Source organism: Phycisphaeraceae bacterium (assembly GCA_015709595.1).
Taxonomy (GTDB): Bacteria; Planctomycetota; Phycisphaerae; order Phycisphaerales; family SM1A02; genus CAADGA01.
Genome location: CP054178.1, coordinates 3,520,483 through 3,543,114 on the forward strand (window position 1 = coordinate 3,520,483; position 22,632 = coordinate 3,543,114).

Below are 22,632 nucleotides of genomic sequence, written 5' to 3' on the forward strand. Positions count from 1 at the left end.
CCGAACTGGTCCCTTCCGGCCTACTCCCGCCCCGCAAACATCCGCAGCATGTCCACGCAGCGGGCGGCGTAGCCCCACTCGTTGTCGTACCACGACACCACCTTGAAGAAGCGGTCGTTCAGTTCAATGCCCGCCTTGGCATCGAAGATGGAGCTGTGCGGGTCGCTGATGAAGTCGCTCGACACCACTTCATCCTCGGTGTACGCCAGCACGCCCTGCATCGGCCCCTGCGCGGCGGCTTTCATCGCCGCGTTGATCTCGGCCAGCTTCGTCGGACGGCTGGTGCGGAAGGTGAGGTCAACCGCCGACACATCCGCCGTGGGCACGCGGAAGGACATGCCCGTGAGCTTGCCCTTCAGCGCGGGGATGCACAGGGCCACGGCCTTGGCGGCGCCGGTAGAGGCGGGGATGATGTTGTGATAGGCGTTGCGCCCGCCGCGCCAGTCCTTCTTGCTGGGGCCATCCTGCGTGGGCTGCGTGGCGGTGACGGCGTGGATCGTCGTCATCAGCCCCTCTTCCAGCCCGAAGGCGTCGTTGATCACCTTGGCCACCGGCGCGAGGCAGTTGGTGGTGCAGGAGGCGTTGGAGACGATGCGGTGCTTCGCCGGGTCGTAGGTCTCGTGGTTGACCTTGTAGGCCATGGTCGGAATGTCTTTGTCCGACTTGGTGGGCGCGGAGATCAGCACGCGCTTGGCCCCGGCGGCCAGGTGCTTGGAGGAGCCCTCCAAGTCGGTGAACAGCCCGGTGGATTCCAGCACGTAATCGACGCCCAGATTCTTCCACGGCAGGGCGGCGGGGTCCTTCTCGGCGAACGTGCGCGTGAGCCGGCCTTCGCAGGAGAAGCCGCCCTCGGCCACCGTCACCGGCTTGCTGAAGCGGCGGTGCATGGTGTCGTAGGTGAGCAGGTAGGCCAGGTTGTCGGCGGGCACGAGGTCGTTGACCGCGACCACCTCGAACCCCCCCTGCTGCATGGCGATGCGGTAGACCAGCCGCCCGATGCGCCCGAACCCGTTGATGGCGATCCTGATGGCCATGAAGAAAGTCCTCCACCCGTGGGAAAGCGGGAGGATATGGAGGCGTCCCCCGGAAGTGAAACGGGGATGGCCCCACGGATGAACACGGATGGAGAGGATGGCGCTGGCGCGAGGGGGTTGCTCAGGGGAAGGTGGAGCGGGTATGCCGCGGATGGGCGAGATGGCGAAGGGTGCGAGTCGTCTGGGCGATGCGGGGGCGCTCCCTCACGGTCGCGGCTCGTGGTGAGGTTCCCCCTGCTCACGACCCGCCGCCCCCTCGTATCATCCCCGCCATGTCTGATTCGGATGACACATGGCGGCTGGTCGAGCGCGGCTTCTCCGCCGCGACGGCCAAGCACTTCGAGGGGCTGTTCACGCTCGGCTGGGACGGGCTGCACCTGCGCGGGTCGCTGGAGGAGCCCCTCGCGGAGGCGCCGCAGAATGATACCTACTGGCGTCTGCCCGCCAACGTGACCAGCGAGCGCATGCGCCACGCGCTCTCGAAGTGGGGCGCCTACGTGCCGGGGGTGTACGGCCAGCATCCGCTGCTCAACAACCAGCTCATTAACCTGCCGTGGATCGCGTGGCTGACGCCGGTCATCGAGGGCGAGCGGCTGGATGCGTCGCGCGCCATGCTCGTCCATCAGGAGCGCGCCCTCGACCTGCGCACGGCGGTGCTGCGGCGCAAGACCGTGTGGCGCACGACGGGCGGCATCGAGGCCACGTGGCGCACGGAGCGATTCGTGGTCGCGGGCGACCGGCCGCGCACACTGGTGCAGCGCGGCGTGCTGACCGTGAACCGAACGGGCGAGGCCGCCGTCGAAGCGGGCATCGATGGAGACGTGCGCACCAACGGCTGGGATCACTTCACGGATGTGGCGTTCAACCCGCCCGGCGACGACCATGCGTCCACCGTTGCAGCCGAGCCGGCGGAACTCGGCTGTCGCGTGACGCTCGATTCGGGCGAAACTGTTTCGGTGCGGACCATCCTGCTGGCGTCGGGCGACTTGGAGCGCGTCGTGGATGGCCGCCGCGGCCTGGTGAGGGCTTCACGCCGGCTCCCGCCCGGTGAATCGTGGGTGGTCGAGAAACGAACGACCATCCATCGAGGCAGCGAGGCGCCGCCCGCCCCGCCGGATGGTCCGTACGAGGAACTGCTGACACGGCATGCCGCCGCGTGGCGCGAGCGATGGAATCGCGCGGACATCCTGATCGAGGGCGATGCGGATTCGCAGCGGGCGATCCGAGCCGCGATCTTTCACCTGCTGCGGTCGCATCCGGGGGACTCGTCCGGGCTGGCCATCGACGCCAAGGGCTACGCGGGCGAGGCGTACTGGGGGCGCTTCTTCTGGGACACGGAAATGTTCCTGCTGCCGTTCTTCGCGCACGTCGATCCGGCACGGGCGCGCACGCTGGCGGACTTCCGCGTCGCTTCATTGGAAGGCGCGAAACGCAACGCCGCCAAGGCGGGGTACCCGGGGGCGAAGTACGCGTGGGAGTCGGACCCCGCTGGCGACGAGTGCTGTCCCAACTGGCAGTACGCCGATCACGAGATTCACGTCACGGCGGACGTGGTGTACGGGCTGGCGTATCTCTCGCGTGCCGCGGGAGACGACGCGTTCCTTCGTCGCCCCGAGGTGTGCCGCGTACTGGCGGAGGCCGCACGGTACTGGATGGCCCGCATGGACCGCCGCCCCGGCGAGGATCACCCGTCGATTCTCGGCGTCATGGGACCGGACGAGTACACGCCCCTCTCTCACAACAACGCCTACACCAACCGGCTGGCGGCCTTCGCCTTGTCCCTGGCGGCGAAGTTCTGCAACGGGCGCGACGGCGTGAGCGACGCGGAGCGCGGGCCGTGGCGGGACGCGGCCCGCTCGCTGCCAATCCCGAGGCATCCCGACAATCCGCGCCTCGTGCTTCAGTGCGAGGATTTTCATCGTCTGGCCCCGCTCGACTTCGATGCCCTGTGGAAGGACCGCTCACGCACGCTCGGCTCGCAGGTGCCGCAGGAGCGGCTGTACCGCAGCCGCGCGCTCAAGCAGGCGGATGTGCTGATGCTGATGCACCTGTTTCCGCGGGAGTTCACCGATGAAGAGGTGCGCGCCGCGTGGGACTTCTATGTACCGCTCACGACGCACGATTCCTCGCTCTCCGCGGCGGTGCATGCCCTGATCGCGCTGCGGCTGGGACTGCATGACGAGGCGTGGCGGTTCTTCACGCGCTCACGCGGCATCGACCTTGATCCATCGCACGGCGGCGGCGCGGCGGAGGGCGTCCACATCGCCAACGCGGGCGGCTTGTGGCAGGTGGTCGTTCACGGCTTCGCGGGGCTGGAGTCGGCCATGCATGCGGACGAGATCACGCTCAACCCGCGCCTGCCGGGCAGGTGGACGCGGCTGGCGTTTCCGCTGGCGTGGCGCGGGTCGCGGGTGTTCGTCGACGCGAGGCCGGGCGAGGTCACGGTTCGCAACGTCGGAGGCACGCCCAGTCCGGTGAACGTGCGGGGAGATCGTCGCGTGATCGCGCCCGGCGCCGCGCAACAATGGGAGGCGGCGACGTGATCCGCGGCGTCATCTTCGATCTCGACGGCGTGCTGGTGCATACCGACGAACTGCACTACCAGTCGTGGAAGCGGATCGCGGACGAGGAAGGTGTCCCGTTCGATCGCACGATCAATGATCGCCTGCGCGGGGTGGACCGGATGACCTCGCTGGCGATTCTGCTGGAACGCGCCGGGCGTCCGTACGACGACGTGGAGCGCCGGCGGCTGGCGGAACGCAAGAACGACCTGTACCGCCAGGCGCTGGCGACTCTCACGCCCCAGGACGCCGCTCCGGGCGCGCACGAGCTGCTGCGTGACCTGCGGGCCCGGGGTGTGAAGACGGCCGTGGCGAGTTCCAGCCGCAATGCGCCGCTGCTGCTGGAGCGGCTCAACCTGCGGCCTCTGCTCGACGCGGTAGCCGACGGCAACGACGCGGCGGCCCCCAAGCCCGCGCCGGACCTGTTCCTGCTGGCGGCCAGGCGCAGCGCCGCGGCGCCGGACGATTGCGTGGTGGTCGAGGATGCCGAATCGGGCGTCGCCGGGGCGCTGGCGGCGGGGATGCGCGTCATCGGGATCGGACCGGCGGGCCGCGATCCTCGCGCCCACCGGCGCGCGGCGGACCTCGCGTCGCTTCGCGTCGAAGATGTCGTGACCTGGCCGGACGCGCGAACGTGACGGGTCGGATGGCTCACGCAGCCGCACTATGATTGCCCCACGCCAGGAGGGCTCGCGTGTCCACGACAGACAAACTGATCCGCGTGCGCGGCGCGCGGGAGCACAATCTCAAGTCGCTCGACGTGGATATCCCGCGCGACCGTCTGGTGGTCATCACGGGCGTCTCCGGGTCGGGCAAGAGTTCGCTGGCCTTCGACACTATCTTCGCCGAGGGCCAGCGCAAGTACATGGAGTCGCTCTCCGCCTACGCACGCCAGTTTCTGCAGCAGATGCAGAAGCCGGACATCGACGACATCGAGGGGCTTCCCCCCACCATCGCCATCGAGCAGCGATCCGGCGGCGCCAGCCCGCGATCCACCGTCGCCACCACCACCGAGATCTACGACTACCTGCGGCTGCTCTTCGCCCGATGCGGCCAGCCGACATGCTGGCACGTGGAGGGGCGTGACGGGCCATCGGCTGTTGGCATTCGGCGGTCGGACAATGGCAAGGCCGCTTCGCGTGCCGAAGGCCGAGTGTCGAGCGTTGACAGGCCTCAACATGCCTGCGGACGCCCCATCACCGCCACGCCCGCCTCGCAGATCATCGACCGGCTCATGCGGGAGCCGGCGGGCACGCGGCTGATGGTCTGCTCGCCGGTGGTGCGCGGCAAGAAGGGCTTTCACCGCGAGGTGCTCGAGTCATTGCAGCAGCAGGGGTTCATCCGGGCGCGGGTCAACGGCGCAATCATCGACCTGCGCGAGGCCCTCAAGGAAGGCGGCGACAACCCGCTGAATCTCGGTCGCTACGAGCAGCACACCATCGAAGCGGTCATCGACCGCATCGTGCTGCGCGAGGACATACGGCAGCGGCTGGCGGAGTCCGTCGAGGTGGCGCTGAAACTGAGCGAGGGGCAGGTGCTGATCCTCTTGCAGCCGGGCGAGCAGCCGGACGCCCCGTGGCGCGAGCAGCGCTTCAGCGACCGCTTCGCCTGTCCGGACCACCCGGAATGCTCGCTGGCGGAGCTGGAGCCGCGGCTGTTCTCCTTCAACTCGCCGCACGGGGCGTGCCCCGGCTGCGATGGTCTGGGCGTGGTGAGCGAGTTCGATGAGGCCCTCATCGTGCCCGACGAGTCGCTGCCCATCGGCGACGGCGCCATCGAGCCGTGGCGGCGCAATGGTCCGCGCATGAACCGGGCCTATGGCCGAATGATCGCCCGCTTCTGCGCCGCGATGGGCATCGACAAGGCCACCGCTTACGCCAAGGTTCCCAAGGCCGCCAGGCGGCTGCTCATGCACGGCACCACGCCCGCGGATGAGGCGAAGCACGGCTTCTCCTTTGAAGGCGTCATCCCCAACCTGCATCGTCGCTATCAGGGCACCGAGAGCGACCTGATCCGCGAGCGGCTGCGGTCGTTCATGTCCAACGCCCCCTGCCCGACGTGCGGGGGTCGGCGGCTGCGCATCGAAGCCCTGCACGTCCTGCTCCGCAGCGGCACGCTGCGCGTGAGCATCGCGGACGTGACCGCGATGACCATCGACCACGCCATCGGCTTCTTCGAGTCGATCGACCTGACGGAGGAGCAGCGGCAGATCGCCGCCCCGATCCTGCGCGAGATCAAGGCCCGGCTGGGGTTCCTGGCGTCGGTCGGACTGAACTACCTCACGCTCGACCGCACCTCGGCCACGCTTTCCGGCGGCGAGGCGCAGCGCATCCGTCTCGCCACGCAGGTCGGCTCCGGGCTGGTGGGCGTGTGCTACGTGCTGGATGAGCCGACCATCGGGCTCCACCAGCGCGACAACGACCGGCTCATCGCCACGCTGCGGCGACTGGCCGACATCGGCAACACCGTCCTCGTGGTGGAGCACGATGAGGACATGATCCGATCGGCGGACCACGTCATCGACATCGGACCCGGCCCCGGGCGGCACGGGGGGCGAGTGGTCGCCCAGGGTACGGTGGCGGACGTGTGCGCCGTGGAGCAGTCGCTGACGGGACGGTTTCTTTCAGGAGCGCGGGGAATTCCCGTGCCGCACCAGCGCCGCCCGCTCGATCCCGGCACGTCCATCGTCATCAAGGGGGCGCGGGCCAACAACCTCAAGTCGATCGACGTGACGATCCCCCTGGGCGGGCTGGTATGCGTGACGGGCGTGTCGGGTTCGGGCAAATCAACGCTCGTGAATGAGATTCTCTACAAGGCCGCCGTTGCCGCGGTGCATGGAGGCCGCGAGAAGCCCGGCGACCACGCCAGGATCAACGGCCTGAACCGGGTGGATCGCGTGATCCAGGTGGATCAATCGCCGATCGGGCGCACGCCCCGTTCCAATCCTGCCACGTACACGGGCGTGTTCGATGAGATTCGTCGCCTGTTCTGCAAGACCAAGGAAGCCCGCATCCGCGGCTACGAGCCAGGCCGGTTCTCCTTCAACGTCAAGGGCGGTCGGTGCGAGGCGTGCCAGGGACAGGGCGTCAAGAAGATCGAGATGCACTTCCTGCCCGACGTCTTCGTAACCTGCGAGGTGTGCAAGGGCACGCGATACAACCGCGAGACGCTGGATGTTCACTACCGGGGCAAGTCGATCGCCGATGTACTTTCACTCACGGTCGAGGACGCACTGCCCTTCTTTGACGCTCACCCCCGCATTCTCCGCATGCTCCAGTGCCTGCACGACGTGGGGCTGGACTACGTGGAGCTGGGTCAGCCCTCCACCACGCTCTCGGGCGGCGAAGCCCAGCGCATCAAGCTCGCCACCGAACTGGGCGGGGCCGCCAATGGTCACACGCTCTACGTGCTGGACGAGCCGACCACCGGGCTGCACTTCGCCGACATCGAGCGCCTGCTGGGCGTGTTGAAGCGGCTGGCGGACATGGGTCACACGCTGGTGGTCATCGAGCACAACCTCGACGTCATCAAGTGCGCCGACTGGATCATCGACCTGGGCCCGGAAGGCGGCGAAAAAGGTGGGCGCGTGGTGGCGGAAGGACCGCCCGAGCGCGTGGCGGCCTCGAAATCGAGCCATACCGGTTTCTACCTGAAATCGCTGCTTCACCGTGCGGGGAACCCCCCGGTCGCGGCGGGATGCTGACGATTCCGCGCGTTTTCAGCCGGTTTCTCTGGCACGACGAGTCAGAATGTGGGACAATCGTTGATAGCCGAGGGCGCCGAGGGGGCGCAGGATCGTGGCTCGCGCTCGCCGACGGCGTTCCAGACATCCATTCTTCAGCCACGCCGGAGGTGCGCCATGCGCATGCTCGCCAATCGTCGTGAGGCGGCGTTGGAACTCGCCGAGGCGCTCGCCTTCCTGGAAGGCGAGGAGGTGGTGGTGATGGCCCTGCCGACGGGGGGCGTGCCCATCGCCATCGAGATCTGCAAGCGGCTTCGAGCGCCGCTGGATGTTCTCCTGCTGGCCAAGCTCCACGCGCCGCGCATGCCCGACCAGGTGGCCGGCGCCGTGGACGAGCATGGCCGCATCTCGCTGATCGAGTCGGCGGCTCGGTGGCATCACCTGACCACGCAGAAGATGATCGCGCCGGCCCGCGCCGCCTTCCGCGACCTGCAGCGTCGCCGGTCGCTGTACCGCGCGCTGGCCCCGGAGCAGGAAGTGCGCGGCCGAACCGTCATCATCGTGGATGAGGGCATCGACGACGAGGCCGCCACCATGCTCGCCGCCGTGGCGTCGGTGCGCGATCGCGGCGCGAAGAAGGTGGTCGTCGCCGCCCCGGCCGGCTCCGAGAAGGGCATCTGGCAGCTGCATGAGACGGCCCACATGGCCGTCATTCCCCACAAGCCGTCGAAGTTCCGAGGCATCGACAAGTTTTACGCGGATTACACCCCGCTCTCTGATTCAGCGGTGCTCGCCATGCTCCGCAGCCACGCGCTGGAGCAGGGCGTCTCGCCCACGCAGGTGCGCTCCGTGGCCATGCGCGTCCTGGCCGACGGCGAGCGATTCATCTACTGCGAGATGGACATTCCCCCTGGCGAGGGACCGTTCCCGGCGGTGGTGTTCGCCCACGGGTTTGAAAGCGACTGCCGCAGCCCCCGCTCCGTTCCCACCAGCATGCGGCTGGCCAAGCGCGGCGTGCTGGGTGTCCGCATGGATTTCATGGGCCACGGCCGCTCGGAAGGCGACCGCGATGCCTGCACCCGCGAGGTGATGCTGCGCGACCTGCAGACCGTCTATGAGAGCGTGCGATGCGACGAGCGCGTTGACCCCGATCACATCGGGCTGTGCGGTTCGGGCGTTGGCGGACTGGTGGCGCTCGAGTTCGCCTCCCGCGAGCCGCGCCTGGGCGCGCTGGTCATCCGCGGACCGATCTGCGGCGGCGAGGTGGACGCGGCGTCGGCCATCAAGGCGCCCACCCTGCTGATTCACGGCGAATCGGACAAGTCGCTCTATCCCGACGTGGCCCGGATCAACGAACTGCTGGGCGCGCGGCACCGGCTGCTTCAGATCCCCGAATCCAACCGGCTGTTCAGCGACCCCATCAGTTTTGAACTCATGGTCAACGCCTCGGTGGACTGGCTGGTGGACTACCTCAAGTACTTCCGACCCGTGGAGCCGCCGAGTGAGATCGTGACCGACCACGCGGCAACCGCCGCCCCGGTGATGGCTGAGGAGCCCCGGACGGTCGATACGCCGACAGAAGCCGCCTCGTCAGAGGTCTGACGCGAACGCCCCGAGAAAGTGCGTCACATTCGGCGCCCCGCCCTCGGGCCAGACGATCGCTATCACGTCGAATCGAAACGGGCGATCGCGATACTCTCTCCGCCGCGCCAGCACCGCCGCCAGCCGGTTCAGACGATGCCGCTTTCGACCATGCACGTTCTCCTCCGGTCGGACGTCGTCGTCGCGCCGGGTCTTCACTTCGACGATGACGACGGTCCGCCCGTCGGGATCAAGCATGACCAGGTCGGCTTCATCCTTGCCCACGCGCAGATTGCGATGGAGCACCCGGTAGCCGCGCGCCGCCAGCCAGCGGGCGGCCTCGTGCTCGCCGCAGTCGCCCAGCGGGTTTCCACCCCTTCGCCAGGCGCCCACCCACCGCCTCAGGAGATCGATCATCGGGCGTATCGCACTTCACCGATGCTGATGAGCCGGCGCCGCATGGCGTCAAGATCAACGTAGATGCTCTCGGCGATGAGTTCGTTGAAGTACCGCTCCTGTTCCACGGCGCGGCGCGATTGCAGCACATGGTTCTGCAGGGCGAGCTGCACCTCGGGGTCGTACAGACTGCGCGAGGTCGCGGGCGTGATCTCCACCACGTGCAGCCAGACCGTTCGCGGGCTGCCGTCGGTCATGGCGATGTCGAACGGACCGACCGTCGTCCCGGGCGTCGCGGAGGCGAGCCGCTCACGAAAGACCGGTGGATTGAGTTCGGCGGCGTCGGCCAATCCGTTGGGACCGAGCGGAATGGGCTTGTCGGCGTAGAGGCCGCCGCGGATCATGCCGATGGACTGGGCCACCTCCATGAACTTCTCGCCGCGCTCCAGGCGCTCCTTCACTTGCTCGATGCGTGCCGCGTCCGACCGGGGGTCGAGCCGGATGATGCCGATGACCGCGCTGGCCGGGGTGTTGAACTCGCTGAAACGGCGTTCGTACTCGCGCTCCACGTCCTTCCACGACACGATGACGCGCGGCGCAATCTCCTGTTGATAGATCATCTGGATCAGCGCCAGGTCGCGTCGCTCGGCGATGGCCTGCTCCATGGTTCGCCCCTGTTCTTCCTGAATGGAGCGTCGGGCGGTTTCCACCGCCCCGCCGCGCCCCTGCACGAGCTGCTCCTGCTGCTGCCGCAGGAAGGCGAACAGCCCCTGCTGCTGCTGCTCGGTGAGGCGCGACTGGGCCTGGGCGAGGATCAACTCGTTCTCCACGATTCCCTTCAACCGCAGTCGCACCACTTCGTCCAGCGCGTTGGCGAACTGACCCGGGGTGAGCCGGCGCTTCTCGGCCCGAAGCCGGTCATCCAGCGGCGCGAAGAAGGCGTCCGCGTAGATCGGACGACCGTTGATCTGTCCCACCAGACTGTCCACCACCACCAGGTCGCCCGGGGCCACCGGTCGCGGCGTGACGGGGGGCGCGGGTGAAGGCGACGCGATGGTCGTGCCGCCAGTTCCCCCCGTGCCACTCGATGTGGGCGAAGGATCAGTCGTCGGCTCGACTGGCGTCGCATCGACTCCCGGCGCCGTGACGCCGGTTGATCCGTCTCCCTCATCCACGGCTCCGGCCCGGGTCATGACGAAGTCGTCAAGTGCGATCACCGCTCCGCCCGGACGGGAGCCCGCGCCCCCGCCGCACGCGCCGAGCAGCCCCGCCGACCCCGCTGTCACAATGCTCAACCACCAGGTGCGCCTCATGCCATTGCTCCCGTAGGCCGCGCCATTGTACCGGATGCGCCGCCTATACTGGCTCTCTTTCAATCGGACTTTTCACTCGGAGCCCAACATGGCCGCCCAGCAGGACTCAGCGCCGCAACTTCACATCGACTCCGACTGGAAGGCGCAGGCCCAGGCGGAAAAGGCCCGGCTGGAGGAGAAGCAGAAGAGCAAGGGCCCCGCTCCGGATGAGTCTGAGCATGGCGGACTGCCTCCCGCCACGTTTGATTCGCTCGTGGACCTGATCGCCTCCCAGGCGGTGATGGGGCTTGGCGCCTACGCCGACCGCAACACCGGACGGGTGATGATCGACCTGCATGGCTCCAAGTTCAGCATCGATCTGCTCCACGTGCTGGAGGAGAAGACCAAGGGGAATCTCACGCCCGAGGAAACCACTCGGCTGCAGCAGATCCTGGTCGAGCTGCGAGGGCGGTTCGTCCAGATCGTCCACCTGCTGGCGGAGCAGGGCAAGGCGCCGGTTGAGGAGACCGTCAGCGGCAAACCCGGCATCGTCACCCCGTGACGATGTCTCGATGACTCAGGAGGCATGACATGGCACGACTCACGGCGGGCGTCGGCGTCATTCTCATCGCGCTGGGGCTGGTCGGCTACTTTGTGATCGCGCAGCCGGACGCCGGGGGGCGCAGCATCACGGCGATGATTCCGGCCTTCTTCGGGCTTCCGCTGGTCATCCTCGGCGTGCTGGGACTCAACATCAGGATGCGGAAGCACGCCATGCATCTGGCCGCGCTGGTGGCGCTGCTGGGCGTGGTCGGCGCCCTGATGCGACCAGCCATGAAAGCGGCTCGCGGCGAAGCCATCGAGTTCAACGCCCCGTTGATCATGCAGATCATCATGGCGGCGGTGTGCCTGCTCTACCTGATCAAGTCGGTGGGCTCATTCGTCGCGGCACGGCGGACGAACCGCGCCTGAACGGCATGACCCCGCCACCTCCGCCGAATTCGCCGGTCATTCTGCGCGAGGAGCCGCAATGGCTTGTTCTGTGCAAGCCGCCCGGCTGGCACACCGTGGCGCCGGGCAAGCGTGCTGCCGCCAAACGAGGCGACGAACCGGGGCCGCCGGACATCGAGACATGGCTGCGCTCGACGTTTCCGTGGGCACGCGACCTGCCCGAGGGCGGCTTGGTCCACCGGCTCGACTTCGACACCTCCGGCTGCCTGCTGATCGCCCGGGACACCGCCAGTCAGGAGCGTCTCCGTGCCGCCATGCGACGCGACGCGATCGAAAAGGACTACCTGGCGCTGGTGCGTCCGGGACTGATCGAGTCAGGCGAATTCACACTCTACTTCTCGTCGCGCCGGACGCGCTCACCCAAGGTGACGGTTCGTGAGCGGGGAGAGCCGCGGGAACTGGGCCGCTGCGTCTGGCGGACGCTCGAACGAACCGCGGGCTGGCAGTTTCTCGAAGTGCGCCTCATCGGCGCCGGTCGCCGACACCAGATTCGCGCCGGCATGGCGCGGCTGGGGCACCCGTTGCTTGGCGATGCCCTGTACGGCGGCGCGCCGTGGGAAGGCGGCCTGGCGCTTCACGCGGCACGTCTGACGGTGGATGGCGTCGTCGTGACCTGTCCTCCACCGCCCGCGTGGCCGAAGGTGACGCAGTCCCCGCGGAGCACCGAAGCACGGGGTTCGTCCACGGTCGCTTCCTCGTTTCATCGTCGAGGTACCCCCCATGACCGCTGAGCCCATCGTCAAGGTCAACCTGGCCGAAGCGTTCGCCTCATTCAGCGACCACTGGAGCCCGCGAGTCGCCGGCACGGTCAACGACTTTCAGGTCAAGGTCGCCAAGGTCCGGGGATCATTCATCTGGCACCGGCACGACGAGGAGGATGAGTTGTTCCTCGTGGTCCGCGGAACTCTTCGCATCCGGCTTCGTGACGGCGAGATCGTGCTTCAGCCGGGCGAGTTCGTCGTCATCCCCCGCGGCGTGGAGCACTGCCCCGTGGCGGAGGAGGAGACGCACATCCTGCTCTTCGAGCGGGCTGGAACGGTCAACACGGGCAACATCCGCAACGAACGGACCGTGGAAGCGCCCGCCGCGCTCAGGCCGACGCCCGCCGCTCAATGACCACCTGCTCATCCAGGGCCATGATGACGCGCTTGATCTCCGGCTCCTTGACGCGTCGGGCCGCCTCGCGCAGCGAACACCATTCGCGTTCGCGGAAGTCATCCTCCGGCCAGCGGCGTCGAATCCTGGTCACCAGCATCAGGAACACGTCCACGACGCAGGTGCCCCCCCACTTGCGGTAGGCGTAACGGCACAGGCGGCGCCGCTCGACCTCGCCGCTGAGCCCGGCTTCCTCCTCCGCCTCGCGCAGGGCGGATTCCGGCGGGCTCTCTCCCGGTTCGACGAGTCCCTTGGGGATGATCCAGCGCGAACCCGACCGATTGGTGATGAGCGCGACCTCCAGCCGCCCGTCACGAACCCGGTAGGGAAGGACCGCGGACTGGGAGTAGACCGTTTCCCGCATCTGGTGGGCGACTCCTTCCGCCTGGCCGGTCGTTGGAACCGGCAATTGCTGCGCCTCATGTCATCGGCACAGCGGATGCAGGTCTTGCAAGTTTCGTCCCCCCTGAAATGAAGAACGGAATCGCCGGACGCCGTGTTCAACCCTCAGCGGCAGGAGCCGACTGCAGCTCCAGCACGTGTCGCGCCGCTGAAGCGATGTCCCGCAGCGATGGCGGCAGCCGATCGTCGGCCTCCACGCCGTGCAAGGCCCTGATGATCGCGGGACGCGACTGCGTCGTGATCAACTCGCCGTGACGCAGCAGGGCGGCGGCGATCGTCACCGCATACAGGCGGGCGGCCAGTTGCCGATCCGCCGGCGTCTCCCCGGCCACGCGCATGGTCTTGAACGCGCTCTTGGCCTGGCGAAGGGTGTCCAGCGACGCCCGGTGATCGGCCAGCAGATCGAACACCCCCGTGCAGCCGGGGTCGATGTCGCGCGCCAGCCAATCCGCGGCGGCCAGCGCGCCGTCTCCGGCGCATTCCATGGCCCAGCGCCAGGCCTCCGCGATGGGTTGAAGAGTTCGATCCGTCATCGAGCACGCTCCAGCGACGCGAGCAGGTCTCGAATCTCGTTCTCCATGGACTCGGCGTCGGAGACGGTGCCGGCGATCTCGGCCCGAAGCGCCCTGGCGAATCGGCGCTTCACGGTCACCAGCAGGTTGGACACCTGGGCGGCATCGCTCAGGTCGTACCGCGCCACCAGCTCCGAGGCGGTCGCGGGCGGCTCGCCCGTGAGCATCGGCCGTCCCACCCGCGCCTCGAATACCGACCAGTGAACCTCCAGCCCGTCCGCTCGACACTCCGACGCCACGCGGTCGAGCACGCGTCGGACAATGGTCACGGCCCAATGGTAGTCGAACGCCTCCTCCGGCGTCCCGAACGTCACGACCGGAGAACTGACCGACGCTCCCGCCGGCGAATCTGATTCCGCCGCCACGCGCCGTCGTCGTCGAACGTCGGACCGTTGCTTCTCACGCAGGTAGTTGCGCAGGCAGGCGACCAGGTACGTCCGGAACCTCCCCCGCGAAGGGTCGGCTCGCTCCGCCAAGCGCCGCTCCAGAAGAACCGTCGTGATGAATCCCTGCGTCAGGTCGCCCGCCTCGTGAACGTCCCGCCCGGTGCGGCGGATGAAGGCGTAGATGGCGTGCCAATAGCGCCGAACCAGCGAATCGAGCGCGGCATCCCGCTCCTCGCCGCTCCGGTTGACGTCGTGGATCATCGACCAGTCTGTCTGTGGAAAAGGCGACATGTCAGCGGCGGAAGGGCTCGGCCCTTGTTATACGCCGATCCGCTGGCCGCATTGCGCGGTCACCATGGAATGCGTCGATCGGCTGAATCTGACGGAACGTGGAGATCTCGATCATCGGGCGCTTGAGGCCACTGTTCATGCGACCCTTGCAGAAAGACCCCCGGCGCCCGGCAAGCCCGCCCGAGCGATCAGCGCCGGGTCACGCCGACCGGCATGCCGGTCCCCGGCACGGCTCTCTTCCCGCACTGGAAACGGCCCGCCGCACCGATAGACTTGCCACTCCCCTCCTTTCCGTCGGAGTTCCGTTGTGGCCAAGACTTTTCGATGCTCCATCGTCACCCCCACCGGGTCGATTCTGGATGAACCGGTGACGTACGCCTCGATTCCGGCGTGGGACGGCCAGATGGGACTTCTGCCCGGCGCCTCTCCCGTGCTGGTTCAACTCGGCGCGGGCTCGCTGCGTCTGGACTTCCCGGAAGGCGGAAGCCGCTGGTTTCTGCTGGACGGGGGCTTCGCCCAGTTCAACGACGATTCGCTCAGTCTGCTCAGCGAGGCGGCGATTCCCGCCGAGACCATCAATCTCGCCGAGGCCCGGGCCGAGCTCGCCGAGGCCAACGCCCGCGTCACCCAGCGTGACGCCGACCAGGCCCTGGTGCAGCGTCAGCAGGCCCGTGCGATGACCAAGATCGCGCTGGCCCAGGCGCAGGGGTCACGCGGCGGGATCTGAGCGCTTGAGGAGTTGAAGTGATATGACGCTCCCATCCGCAACACTCCGGTCTTCCAAGCGACCGGGACCAGTTCAGTTCCGCTCGTACACCTTCATGCGGATCTCCGCGCTGTTGGCCCGGATTTCGGGTACGTACATCGCATGGCCCATGACCGGAAGGGCGTGGAAGTCGCCGGGCGTCTCGGCCCGCAGTTCGTACTGGATTTCCCAGACGCCCTCGGGCAGCCGGTTGAAGAACAGCGCCACGTGGCGGTCGCGCAGCTCCTGGTAGACCCACTCGCTGCGGCCCGTGTAGTCGGAGCCGTCGCGGGCGACCATCGTCGGGTCGATCTCGCCGCCCGCGCCGAAGCGCCGCTCCTGCCCGGCCTTCCTGATCTGGCGGGCGTAGAGCGGCTGGCCGCTCTGCAGCGCCACCGCCTCCAGCCCGGCGGGCTTGAGGTCCTCGAACACGAGGTATTCGAGGTTGTTCTTGGTCTCGATGGTGAGCACCACTTCCACGCGCTCGCCGCTGACGATCGAGTCGCCGTCCTTCATGGGCAGGCGGTCGTACTCGTACCCCTTGAGCAGCGTGGCGTAGGGGACGAGTTTGTAGTAGTCCCGCCGCACGAAGAGTTCGTGACCCGCGGGCTGGATCGGTTCCTCGTGGCTGAAGAACGAGGCGTGGGCGAGGAAATAGATCGGCCCCGCGCCCCCCTTGCGCACGATGCGCACGCTGTTGGCGCCGTCGCGCAGCAGCTGCGGGTCGATGGCGAACGTGCTCGGACCGCTCAGCGCATCCTCCGGCTTCACCGTGCGGGTGGCGACCATCCTGTCGTTCACCAGCACGTCGAAGGCCACATCCGGCTTCAGTTCGCCGCTGACGCGAAGATAGTCGGTCAGCGCCAGCACCACGATGGCGGTGTCGCGGGTGTTGCTCCACTGCGCACCGCGGCGGTTCTTCACCAGCCAGTTGGTCACCGGCTCGATGAGTTCATGCCCCGGCTCGATCGCCAGCAGGGCCCGCAACGCGAAGGCGGTGGCCTCGACGCCGCCATCGGACCAGCGGTAGTAGACGCCGTCATTGCCCCAGTGCGCGGTGGGAATGACGGCCGGGCTGGACTGTTGTCCAGCGCCGAGCAGGATGGAGGTGTCGGGCGTGCGGTCCATGATGACGCCGCTTTCCAGGTTGCGAACGAGAGTCGTGGCCCGCTCCGCATCACCGTAGTAGTGCGCGGCCAGCGCCAGCAGGGCCCGCGTGTAGGCGTTCAGGCGCTCGCGGTTGCTCCACAGGTTGTCGAACGCCTTGTTCTCGAACTCGGATCGGGCGTTGTCATCCTGGGCGTGCTGGTAGGCCGCCAGGGCGTGGAGCATCCACGCCTGCAGGTCGTGGTTGCGCTCCTGCTCGACGAGTTTCACCCGCAGGAAGTCGGCTCCGCGGGTCAGCAGGCCCGGGTCGATCTCCATGCCCGCGCCCTTGGCCAGCGACAGCCCCCACACCACGTAGGCGGACATGAAGTGGTCGCTGGGATACTGCTTCCACCAGCCCCAGCCGCCGTCCGACCCCTGCATGTCGGCGAGCCGGGCCAGCCCCTGCTTGACCATCGCGTCCAGTTCGCTCAGATCGCGCTTGCCGCCCGGGTGTGTGGCGGCCGCGTGCTGTTGCTCAATGCCGCCGAACAGCCGAGACATGGCCACGGCGGGATCGACGTTGAGATCCTTGAGCGTGCGGGCCACGATCGCCGCGGGCACGAAGCGGCTCATCGTCTGCTCCACGCAGCCGTAGGGGTAGTCGATGAGATACGGCAGGGCATCGAGCATCGTGACGGCCATGCTGGGCGTCACCTGCACGCTCAGGGTGGTCGAGCCGCCCTTTCGGGGCGGCAGGTTGATCGCCAGCGTCACATCATCCCCGCGCACTTTGCCGGAGTTGACGAGGTGCTTTTCGATGCCGTGTTCGAAGACGGGGTAGGTTTTCTCCATGCCGTCGGACTCGGCGCCGGCCCGCGCGGTGACGGTGAGGCGCGCCTCGCCCGCGCTGCGCACGGCGACCAGGTAATCCACGCGCGAGGAGCCGTTGGCGGGAATCTCCACTTGGCGCGGGGCGGCCGCATCCAGCGCCTTGCCGCCAAGCCGCGTCTCCAGCACCTCCAGCCCGGCGATGGCCTGATCGAAGCGGGCGGTCACCACCGCGTCGGTGTTGTTGTTGATGACCGCGCTGATGGTGAGTTCGTCGCCCACCACGAAGAATCGCGGCGCCTGCAGGCGCACGATGAGCGGCTGGCGCGTCTGCACCGAGGCACTGCCGAACCCGAAGTCCGCGCCGGACGACGCCGCCCGCGCGGTGGCCTTCCAGCGTGACGTGGTGTCGGGGAATGAGACATCCACGGTGGCGACGCCGTTGGCATCGGTCACCACGCTGGGCACCCAGAGCGCGGTGGAGCGGAAGTCGGAGCGGACGCGCACGGCCGCCTCCGGGTCGCCGCCTTCGGTTCCCGCGTCCATCGGCGCGCCGGCCTTGTCGTCCCTGTTCATCCGACCCAGCGCTTCCATCGGCATGTTGCCCTGGGCCATCTCCATGCCGGCCGCGTCGCGTGCTTCGCGCGCTCCGCCGCCGAGACCACCCCCGCCGCCGCCCGGCATGGCCGCTGAGGCGGGCGGCGCGGCTCCACTTCGACGACGCGCGGCGAATGTCACCGCGCCGTCCGCATCCGCCATCTCTTCCAGGCCTTCGCTGACGACCATGCCCTCGTGCTCGGGGTCCATACCGGCCACCACGATCTCCCCCTTTTCGTTTTTCTTCAGCCGCACGTACGACTTTTCGTTGAACGAGGTGGAGGTGGCGACCGCCTGACCCTGCCGGTCGCGGTAGAAGAACTGCCGGATGTCGCCCGCCAGCTCCGACTGGATGTAGAACACCGACTCATCCACCAGCGCGACCGACACATCCGCGCTCACGGGCTTGCCGTTGTGATCCTTCGTGGTGACTTTGAGCGTGCCCTTGGACCCCGGCTTGTAGGCGGACTGGTCAAGCGCCACGTCCACGTTCAGGAAGTGCTCCACGGGCGGCACGATCACCTGCTCCGAGTCGGTGTGCACCTGGCCGTTCTGCACCATGCTGGCGTTGAGCCAGACGTTGGGGATGTGCTGGTCCGTCACCTCCACGTGGATCAGTTTCACCGTCCCTTCCACGTGCACAACGCGGTGATCGTGCAGGGTGTTGCCCTCCACGGTGAAAAGCACGTAGCGATTGCTCGTCGGCACCGAGATCATCACCGGCGCGACCTGCCCGGCCTTGAAGGTGTCCTTGTCCACGATGATGTCCACGCCGCCGTGGTAGTAGCCGATGGCGCGCGAGGCGTCGGCGCACACCCAGACCCAGGTCTGCGCGCCCACGGGGTACACATCCCGCGTTTCGCTCTGCCAGGTGATGCGGTAGTAGCCGTCCTTCTCGGGCTTGAAGGTCAGTTCGCCCTTGCCTTCGGCGTTGGTCTTCACCTGTTGCGAGAGAATCTTCTCGCTGGTGTATCCACGGTGCTTCAGCCGCCAGCCGATGCGGCCCGGCTCGGGCAGGGGCGGGAAGTACCTGTGCCGCGCCTGCTCAGCGGCCAGTTCAGCGCCGGTCACTTCGCGCCCGTCGGGCGTGATCCAGATCTCGCGCCATTCATCGCGGTAGACCTCCACCGCGCCGGTGGCCTCAACCGGCGTGTTGTTGGCGTCGAGCGCGGTGAACTCGATCTTCACGTTCTCGCCCGGCTTGTACAGGTTGTGCTCGGACCTGGGATAGACGAAATACTTCTGCATGGTGACGCGGATCACGTCCGTGCCGACCACCTCGCGGCGCGAAGAATCCACCACGCGGGCCTCGACCTCGTACTCGTAGTTCTGCCCGTCATGGAGCGGCGTGTCGAAGGAGATGGACGCCAGCCCGGCGTCATCAGTCTTGATCTTCTCGCGGCGGATCTCATTCCCGCGACCGTACCAGTTTCGCCACGGGCGGCCGCCCTGGTCGTCATGGAGCCAGCCGAAGTCGCGCGGCGGCTGCCACGAGTGCCAGTAAGGCCGCTGGTAGATGACCACCTCCACTTCGGCGTTGGCCACGGGCGCTCCGAAGTAGTACTGCGCGCTGATCTGCGCCTCGACGGTGTCGCCGACTTGATAGATGAGCCGCTTGCCGTTCACCCTGGGCGTGCTGACCGTGACCTCGTACTCCGGGAGTTTGTACTCCTCGAGCCGGAAGAGCGCGGCGTTTCCGATCCACTCGCCCCGGTCCTTCGTCCAGAACTGCACGGTGTACTGACCGAGCGGCATCGAGGTGGTGACCTCCAGCGAATCCCACGCCGCGCCGAAGTTGTTGAGCGTGAGCGATCCCTCCTTCACCTTGGCGCCCTGCGGATCGTTGATCTCGAACGCCACCACCTGGTTGGCGGGGGTCTGGTAGGTCGATTCACGGTACAGCCGCGCGATGGCCTTCCACTCCACTTTCTCGCCAGGTCGATAGGCGGGTCGATCAGTGAAGGCGTAGATGCGGTACGCCCGCCCCGGCGAGGGTTGCTGATTCGCCCACGAGTTGTTGAACGCCTGTCGGTCATCCTTGCGGGCGGCGAAGAACAGCCCGCCGTAGCCGGTGGGCGTCGAGAGCGCGAAGGCGGCGATGCCCGAAGCATCGGTCCTGCCCTCGTGACGCCGGGCGGTCCAGAACCGGTTGTCCGAACGCCGCACCTCCCACACGCTGACCACGGCGTCCGCCACGGGCGATCCGTCGACGGCGTCGCAGGCGAAGACCACGGTGCGGTCCGCCACCGTCTTGGTGATGAGCGTCACGTCGGAAATGAGCAGCAGATCGCGGACCTTGCGGTCGCCCGCACGGGCCTCGATCACGTACGCGCCCGGTTCGAGTTTCTCATCCAGCGTGATGGACTCGCCGCCCGGCAGGTGGTCGCCGGCGTCCTTCGTGTCCTTGACGAAGGAGCGTGCCTGCGGGGCCTTGGACAGGTCGATCGTATCGAGCCACGCCCGCTGATTATCCGACCGCGCGGGGAAGGCGACGTCCTTCGTCAGGTCCACCTTGTGGATGGAGATGTCAATGGCACGGATGTTCCGCCACCCCAGCTGGAACTGCTGTTCGGACGAGGGCAGAAACGCGTTGGACGCGGTGAGCGCCAGTTGCGGCTCGGTGATCTCACGGATGCGGTTTCGGGCCTGCTCCACGTAGGCCGAGCGTCCCGCGGGGAACTCCGCGATCAGGCGGCGGTACAGCTCAACCGCGCCGCGATAATCGACGCGCGTGGTCCACTGTCCGTCGTCCAGCCGCGCCGGACGGCCCTGCTGGCTGAGCCACTCGGCGTAGAAGAACAGGGCGTCGTCGTACCACTCGACGGTCCGGCCCGCGGTGAGCACGGACTGGAACAGTTCCTCCACCCGGTTCTGCAGCCGCACCCCGCCCTGGTGTCGCAGCGACATCGCCAGCAGGTACTGCGCGTGTGAGCGGTCCTCATCCGTGGCGGCGATCTTCACCGCGTTGTCGAGAATATTCGAGGGAATGTACGTGTTCTGACGGTACCAGATGTATTCGTTGAACCACGCCGGCTCGGAGGCGCGGAAGACGATGTCGAGGTATCGTGCACGCGCGAGGTCCAGGTCGCGCTGACCCGCCCAGTAGTCCAGCGCCGCGGCGTAGTGCTGCCAGCCGGGATGCCAGTTGCGAGAATCGTTTCGAATCCACCAGTAGTCGCCCAGCGACTCCTGAATCGCCGCCCATGTGTGGTCGCGGCTGACGGAGGTGGGATAGGCGACCCGCAGCAGGTCGTTGAGGATCTGAACCGCGCGCTGATAGTCCGTGTCGTCATTGGAGCGTGAAGCCGCCCGGTTGCGCCACATCGAGTCGCCGATTCGGAAGGTCACCCAGCGCCGCTCCGGCTCGGGCAGGGTCATCTTCTCCGCCTGCTGGTAGAGCGCCAGGGCGCGAGAGAACGACTTCTCGGCATGGTGCTTCTCGGCTTCCTGTTTGAGCCGCGCATAGGCGTCATCGGGCGGCTGCGCCTCGCGAGCGGCCGCGGCGAGTGAAGGCGCCAGCAATGCAAACGCGAGCACCAGCGTGAGCGACGCCGGGAAGGAGCGGTGGGCTGTCATGGGGCGGCTCCGGAGGGGTGCGTGGAGGACACGCGCGGATGGATGATCCTTCCACCCCGGACCTGCCACGGCAAACAGCGCGCGAAGACGAACCGGAACGAGGTCATCCGCTGGTCAGACGGGCCGCCGATCACTTTCTTAGATCGAGCCGGGATGAATCGTCGGGGCCATGTGCGGCATCGGCGACACCCGGCAGAGAGGAAGTCACCCCCTGCCGGCTCGAACGACCACGCGCGTCCCGTCCTGAACGCGATCCCCGGGGTACACGATCACCCGGTCGCCTTCGACCAACCCGCCGAGCACCTGGGCCTGAACGCCGTTGCGGCGGCCGACCTGCACGGTGCGAAGCACGGCGTGATCCTGCTGGATGACAAACACGGCCCAGGCCGTCCCCCGACGGAAGAGTGCGCTGTCCGGGACGACCAGCGCAGCGTCATCGCGCCAGACGACGATGCCCGCCTCGATGCGGAAGCCGTCCCCCAGCCCGATGCGCGCCTCCGGCTCGTCAAGAAAGTCGATGACGACGTTGACGCGCTGTTCATCGACGCCCAGCGCGGAGACCTTGGTGAACGCCGCCGGCTCCACCAGACGCACCGCGCCGCGCAGCGCTGCTCCGCCGCCCCAGCGTTCGATGACCACCGCGTCGCCTGGCCGGATGCCCACGGCATCGACCGACAGCACGTCCACCACGGCTTCAAGATCGGCGGGATCGCCGATCTCGATGATGGGTGCGCCCGCGCTCACCACCGCCGCGCTCTGCTGCATGACGCGCAGCACGCGACCGCTGACAGGCGCGGGGATGACGAACGCGGCGTTCTCTCCGCCGCCCCGGGCCTGGGTGAGCGCGCTTTGCGCGAGTTCAAGTTCGAAGCGGGCGATTTCCCGCGCGTATTCCGCCGAGCGGAGATCCTGCCTGGCGATCGTGACGTTGAACGCCGCCGTCTCCAGTTCGCGGGGTGTGGCGGCCAGCCGTTCCGACGCCTCCACAAGGCGTTTGAGATCCTTCTCGGCGAAGTCCACCCCGGCGACAGCGCGATCAACGGCGGCGCCGGCGCGATCCACCGCCGCCTGCGCCGCGCGCACGCGGGCTTCGGCCTCCGCCTGGGCGCGGGCGTCGAGCAGCGCCGGGTCGGTGGGCTGAATGGTGGCGAGCACCGTCTGACCGGCGATGACTTCATCGCCAGGGTCGAGCGAGACGCGGGCCAGCCGACCGGCGAGCGGTGCGGAGACGATGTACCGCTCGCGGATGCGGGTGACGCCGTCCTCCTCGACCATCACGCGCATGGGTGCGCGCTCGACGACGCCCGTCTCCACTTCAACGGGCCTGGGTCGCAGCGCGTAGACCGCCGCCGCGGCGCCGCCCAGCACCACCACCAGCGTCACGATGCGCCCAAAGGTGAGTTTCATGCACAGACTCCCCGGCTGGCCGTCGCG

17 protein-coding genes are annotated in these 22,632 nt (G+C 67.8%); 9 read left to right on the forward strand and 8 right to left on the reverse strand.

Annotated features, from left to right (window positions below; all coding sequences use genetic code 11):
- Positions 1-20: 20 nt before the first annotated feature.
- Positions 21-1,034: a type I glyceraldehyde-3-phosphate dehydrogenase gene (gap, locus tag HRU76_14955; protein QOJ18804.1), complete on the reverse strand. Its 1,014-nt coding sequence runs from the start codon at positions 1,032-1,034 to the stop codon at positions 21-23.
- Between the two features lie 272 nt (positions 1,035-1,306).
- Here gap and HRU76_14960 point away from each other — a divergent pair, with 272 nt between their 5' ends.
- The 4 genes from HRU76_14960 (at position 1,307) to HRU76_14975 (ending at position 8,879) form a co-directional block, all read left to right on the forward strand.
- Positions 1,307-3,577 carry a glycoside hydrolase family 65 protein gene (locus HRU76_14960; protein ID QOJ18805.1) on the forward strand — a complete coding sequence of 757 codons (2,271 nt, stop codon included), beginning with the start codon at positions 1,307-1,309 and terminating at the stop codon, positions 3,575-3,577.
- Positions 3,574-4,233 carry a beta-phosphoglucomutase gene (gene pgmB, locus HRU76_14965; GenBank protein ID QOJ18806.1) on the forward strand — a complete coding sequence of 220 codons (660 nt, stop codon included), beginning with the start codon at positions 3,574-3,576 and terminating at the stop codon, positions 4,231-4,233. Before HRU76_14960 ends, pgmB begins: the two co-directional genes overlap by 4 nt.
- A 74-nt stretch (positions 4,234-4,307) precedes the next feature.
- A complete protein-coding gene (gene uvrA, locus HRU76_14970) occupies positions 4,308-7,298 on the forward strand; it encodes an excinuclease ABC subunit UvrA (GenBank protein ID QOJ19208.1) in 2,991 nt (996 codons plus the stop codon).
- A gap of 156 nt (positions 7,299-7,454) precedes the next feature.
- Positions 7,455-8,879, forward strand: coding sequence for an alpha/beta hydrolase (locus tag HRU76_14975; GenBank protein ID QOJ18807.1), 1,425 nt, complete (start codon positions 7,455-7,457; stop codon positions 8,877-8,879).
- On the opposite strand, the gene HRU76_14980 is transcribed toward HRU76_14975, so the two are convergent.
- Complete coding sequence (locus tag HRU76_14980) at positions 8,868-9,275, reverse strand: YraN family protein (protein QOJ18808.1); 408 nt, start codon at positions 9,273-9,275, stop codon at positions 8,868-8,870. The genes HRU76_14975 and HRU76_14980 overlap by 12 nt on opposite strands.
- Positions 9,272-10,567: a peptidyl-prolyl cis-trans isomerase gene (locus HRU76_14985; protein ID QOJ18809.1), complete on the reverse strand. Its 1,296-nt coding sequence runs from the start codon at positions 10,565-10,567 to the stop codon at positions 9,272-9,274. Before HRU76_14985 ends, HRU76_14980 begins: the two co-directional genes overlap by 4 nt.
- A gap of 88 nt (positions 10,568-10,655) precedes the next feature.
- Between HRU76_14985 and HRU76_14990 the strand changes: the two genes are divergently transcribed.
- Genes HRU76_14990 through HRU76_15005 form a run of 4 tightly spaced genes read left to right on the forward strand, consistent with a single transcriptional unit; the run spans position 10,656 to position 12,673 of the window.
- Entirely contained in the window at positions 10,656-11,108 is a 453-nt protein-coding gene (locus HRU76_14990) for a DUF1844 domain-containing protein (protein ID QOJ18810.1), read from the forward strand.
- Between the two features lie 29 nt (positions 11,109-11,137).
- The gene (locus tag HRU76_14995; GenBank protein ID QOJ18811.1) at positions 11,138-11,518 is read left to right on the forward strand and encodes a hypothetical protein; all 381 of its coding nucleotides are present in this window, start codon (positions 11,138-11,140) and stop codon (positions 11,516-11,518) included.
- Positions 11,519-11,523: 5 nt separating this feature from the next.
- Positions 11,524-12,288 carry an RNA pseudouridine synthase gene (locus HRU76_15000; protein ID QOJ18812.1) on the forward strand — a complete coding sequence of 255 codons (765 nt, stop codon included), beginning with the start codon at positions 11,524-11,526 and terminating at the stop codon, positions 12,286-12,288.
- A complete protein-coding gene (locus tag HRU76_15005) occupies positions 12,278-12,673 on the forward strand; it encodes a cupin domain-containing protein (protein ID QOJ18813.1) in 396 nt (131 codons plus the stop codon). The genes HRU76_15000 and HRU76_15005 overlap by 11 nt, the downstream gene beginning before the upstream one ends.
- Here the strand turns inward: HRU76_15005 and HRU76_15010 are convergent.
- The 3 genes from HRU76_15010 to HRU76_15020 all read right to left on the reverse strand — a co-directional run bounded on the left by HRU76_15010 (position 12,648) and on the right by HRU76_15020 (position 14,333).
- On the reverse strand, positions 12,648-13,076 hold the full coding sequence (locus HRU76_15010) for an NUDIX hydrolase (GenBank protein QOJ19209.1): 429 nt from the start codon (positions 13,074-13,076) through the stop codon (positions 12,648-12,650). The genes HRU76_15005 and HRU76_15010 overlap by 26 nt on opposite strands.
- A 136-nt stretch (positions 13,077-13,212) precedes the next feature.
- Positions 13,213-13,647: a hypothetical protein gene (locus HRU76_15015; GenBank protein ID QOJ18814.1), complete on the reverse strand. Its 435-nt coding sequence runs from the start codon at positions 13,645-13,647 to the stop codon at positions 13,213-13,215.
- Positions 13,644-14,333, reverse strand: coding sequence for a sigma-70 family RNA polymerase sigma factor (locus tag HRU76_15020; GenBank protein ID QOJ18815.1), 690 nt, complete (start codon positions 14,331-14,333; stop codon positions 13,644-13,646). Before HRU76_15020 ends, HRU76_15015 begins: the two co-directional genes overlap by 4 nt.
- 337 nt (positions 14,334-14,670) lie before the next feature.
- Between HRU76_15020 and HRU76_15025 the strand changes: the two genes are divergently transcribed.
- The gene (locus HRU76_15025; GenBank protein QOJ18816.1) at positions 14,671-15,090 is read left to right on the forward strand and encodes a F0F1 ATP synthase subunit epsilon; all 420 of its coding nucleotides are present in this window, start codon (positions 14,671-14,673) and stop codon (positions 15,088-15,090) included.
- A gap of 72 nt (positions 15,091-15,162) precedes the next feature.
- On the opposite strand, the gene HRU76_15030 is transcribed toward HRU76_15025, so the two are convergent.
- Both HRU76_15030 and HRU76_15035 read right to left on the reverse strand, forming a co-directional pair.
- Positions 15,163-21,198 (reverse strand): alpha-2-macroglobulin, encoded by a 6,036-nt coding sequence (locus HRU76_15030; GenBank protein QOJ18817.1) that lies wholly within the window; start codon positions 21,196-21,198, stop codon positions 15,163-15,165.
- Between the two features lie 204 nt (positions 21,199-21,402).
- On the reverse strand, positions 21,403-22,605 hold the full coding sequence (locus HRU76_15035; GenBank protein QOJ18818.1) for an HlyD family efflux transporter periplasmic adaptor subunit: 1,203 nt from the start codon (positions 22,603-22,605) through the stop codon (positions 21,403-21,405).
- Between the last annotated feature and the right edge of the window lie 27 nt (positions 22,606-22,632).

Coding starts and splice junctions, on each gene's coding strand:
- gap (QOJ18804.1), bottom strand. CDS start 1,034: ATGGCCATCAGGATCGCCATCAACGGGTTCGGGCGCATCGGGCGGCTG.
- HRU76_14960 (QOJ18805.1), top strand. CDS start 1,307: ATGTCTGATTCGGATGACACATGGCGGCTGGTCGAGCGCGGCTTCTCC.
- HRU76_14975 (QOJ18807.1), top strand. CDS start 7,455: ATGCGCATGCTCGCCAATCGTCGTGAGGCGGCGTTGGAACTCGCCGAG.
- HRU76_14980 (QOJ18808.1), bottom strand. CDS start 9,275: ATGATCGATCTCCTGAGGCGGTGGGTGGGCGCCTGGCGAAGGGGTGGA.
- HRU76_14985 (QOJ18809.1), bottom strand. CDS start 10,567: ATGAGGCGCACCTGGTGGTTGAGCATTGTGACAGCGGGGTCGGCGGGG.
- HRU76_14990 (QOJ18810.1), top strand. CDS start 10,656: ATGGCCGCCCAGCAGGACTCAGCGCCGCAACTTCACATCGACTCCGAC.
- HRU76_14995 (QOJ18811.1), top strand. CDS start 11,138: ATGGCACGACTCACGGCGGGCGTCGGCGTCATTCTCATCGCGCTGGGG.
- HRU76_15000 (QOJ18812.1), top strand. CDS start 11,524: ATGACCCCGCCACCTCCGCCGAATTCGCCGGTCATTCTGCGCGAGGAG.
- HRU76_15005 (QOJ18813.1), top strand. CDS start 12,278: ATGACCGCTGAGCCCATCGTCAAGGTCAACCTGGCCGAAGCGTTCGCC.
- HRU76_15010 (QOJ19209.1), bottom strand. CDS start 13,076: ATGCGGGAAACGGTCTACTCCCAGTCCGCGGTCCTTCCCTACCGGGTT.
- HRU76_15015 (QOJ18814.1), bottom strand. CDS start 13,647: ATGACGGATCGAACTCTTCAACCCATCGCGGAGGCCTGGCGCTGGGCC.
- HRU76_15020 (QOJ18815.1), bottom strand. CDS start 14,333: ATGATCCACGACGTCAACCGGAGCGGCGAGGAGCGGGATGCCGCGCTC.
- HRU76_15030 (QOJ18817.1), bottom strand. CDS start 21,198: ATGACAGCCCACCGCTCCTTCCCGGCGTCGCTCACGCTGGTGCTCGCG.
- HRU76_15035 (QOJ18818.1), bottom strand. CDS start 22,605: ATGAAACTCACCTTTGGGCGCATCGTGACGCTGGTGGTGGTGCTGGGC.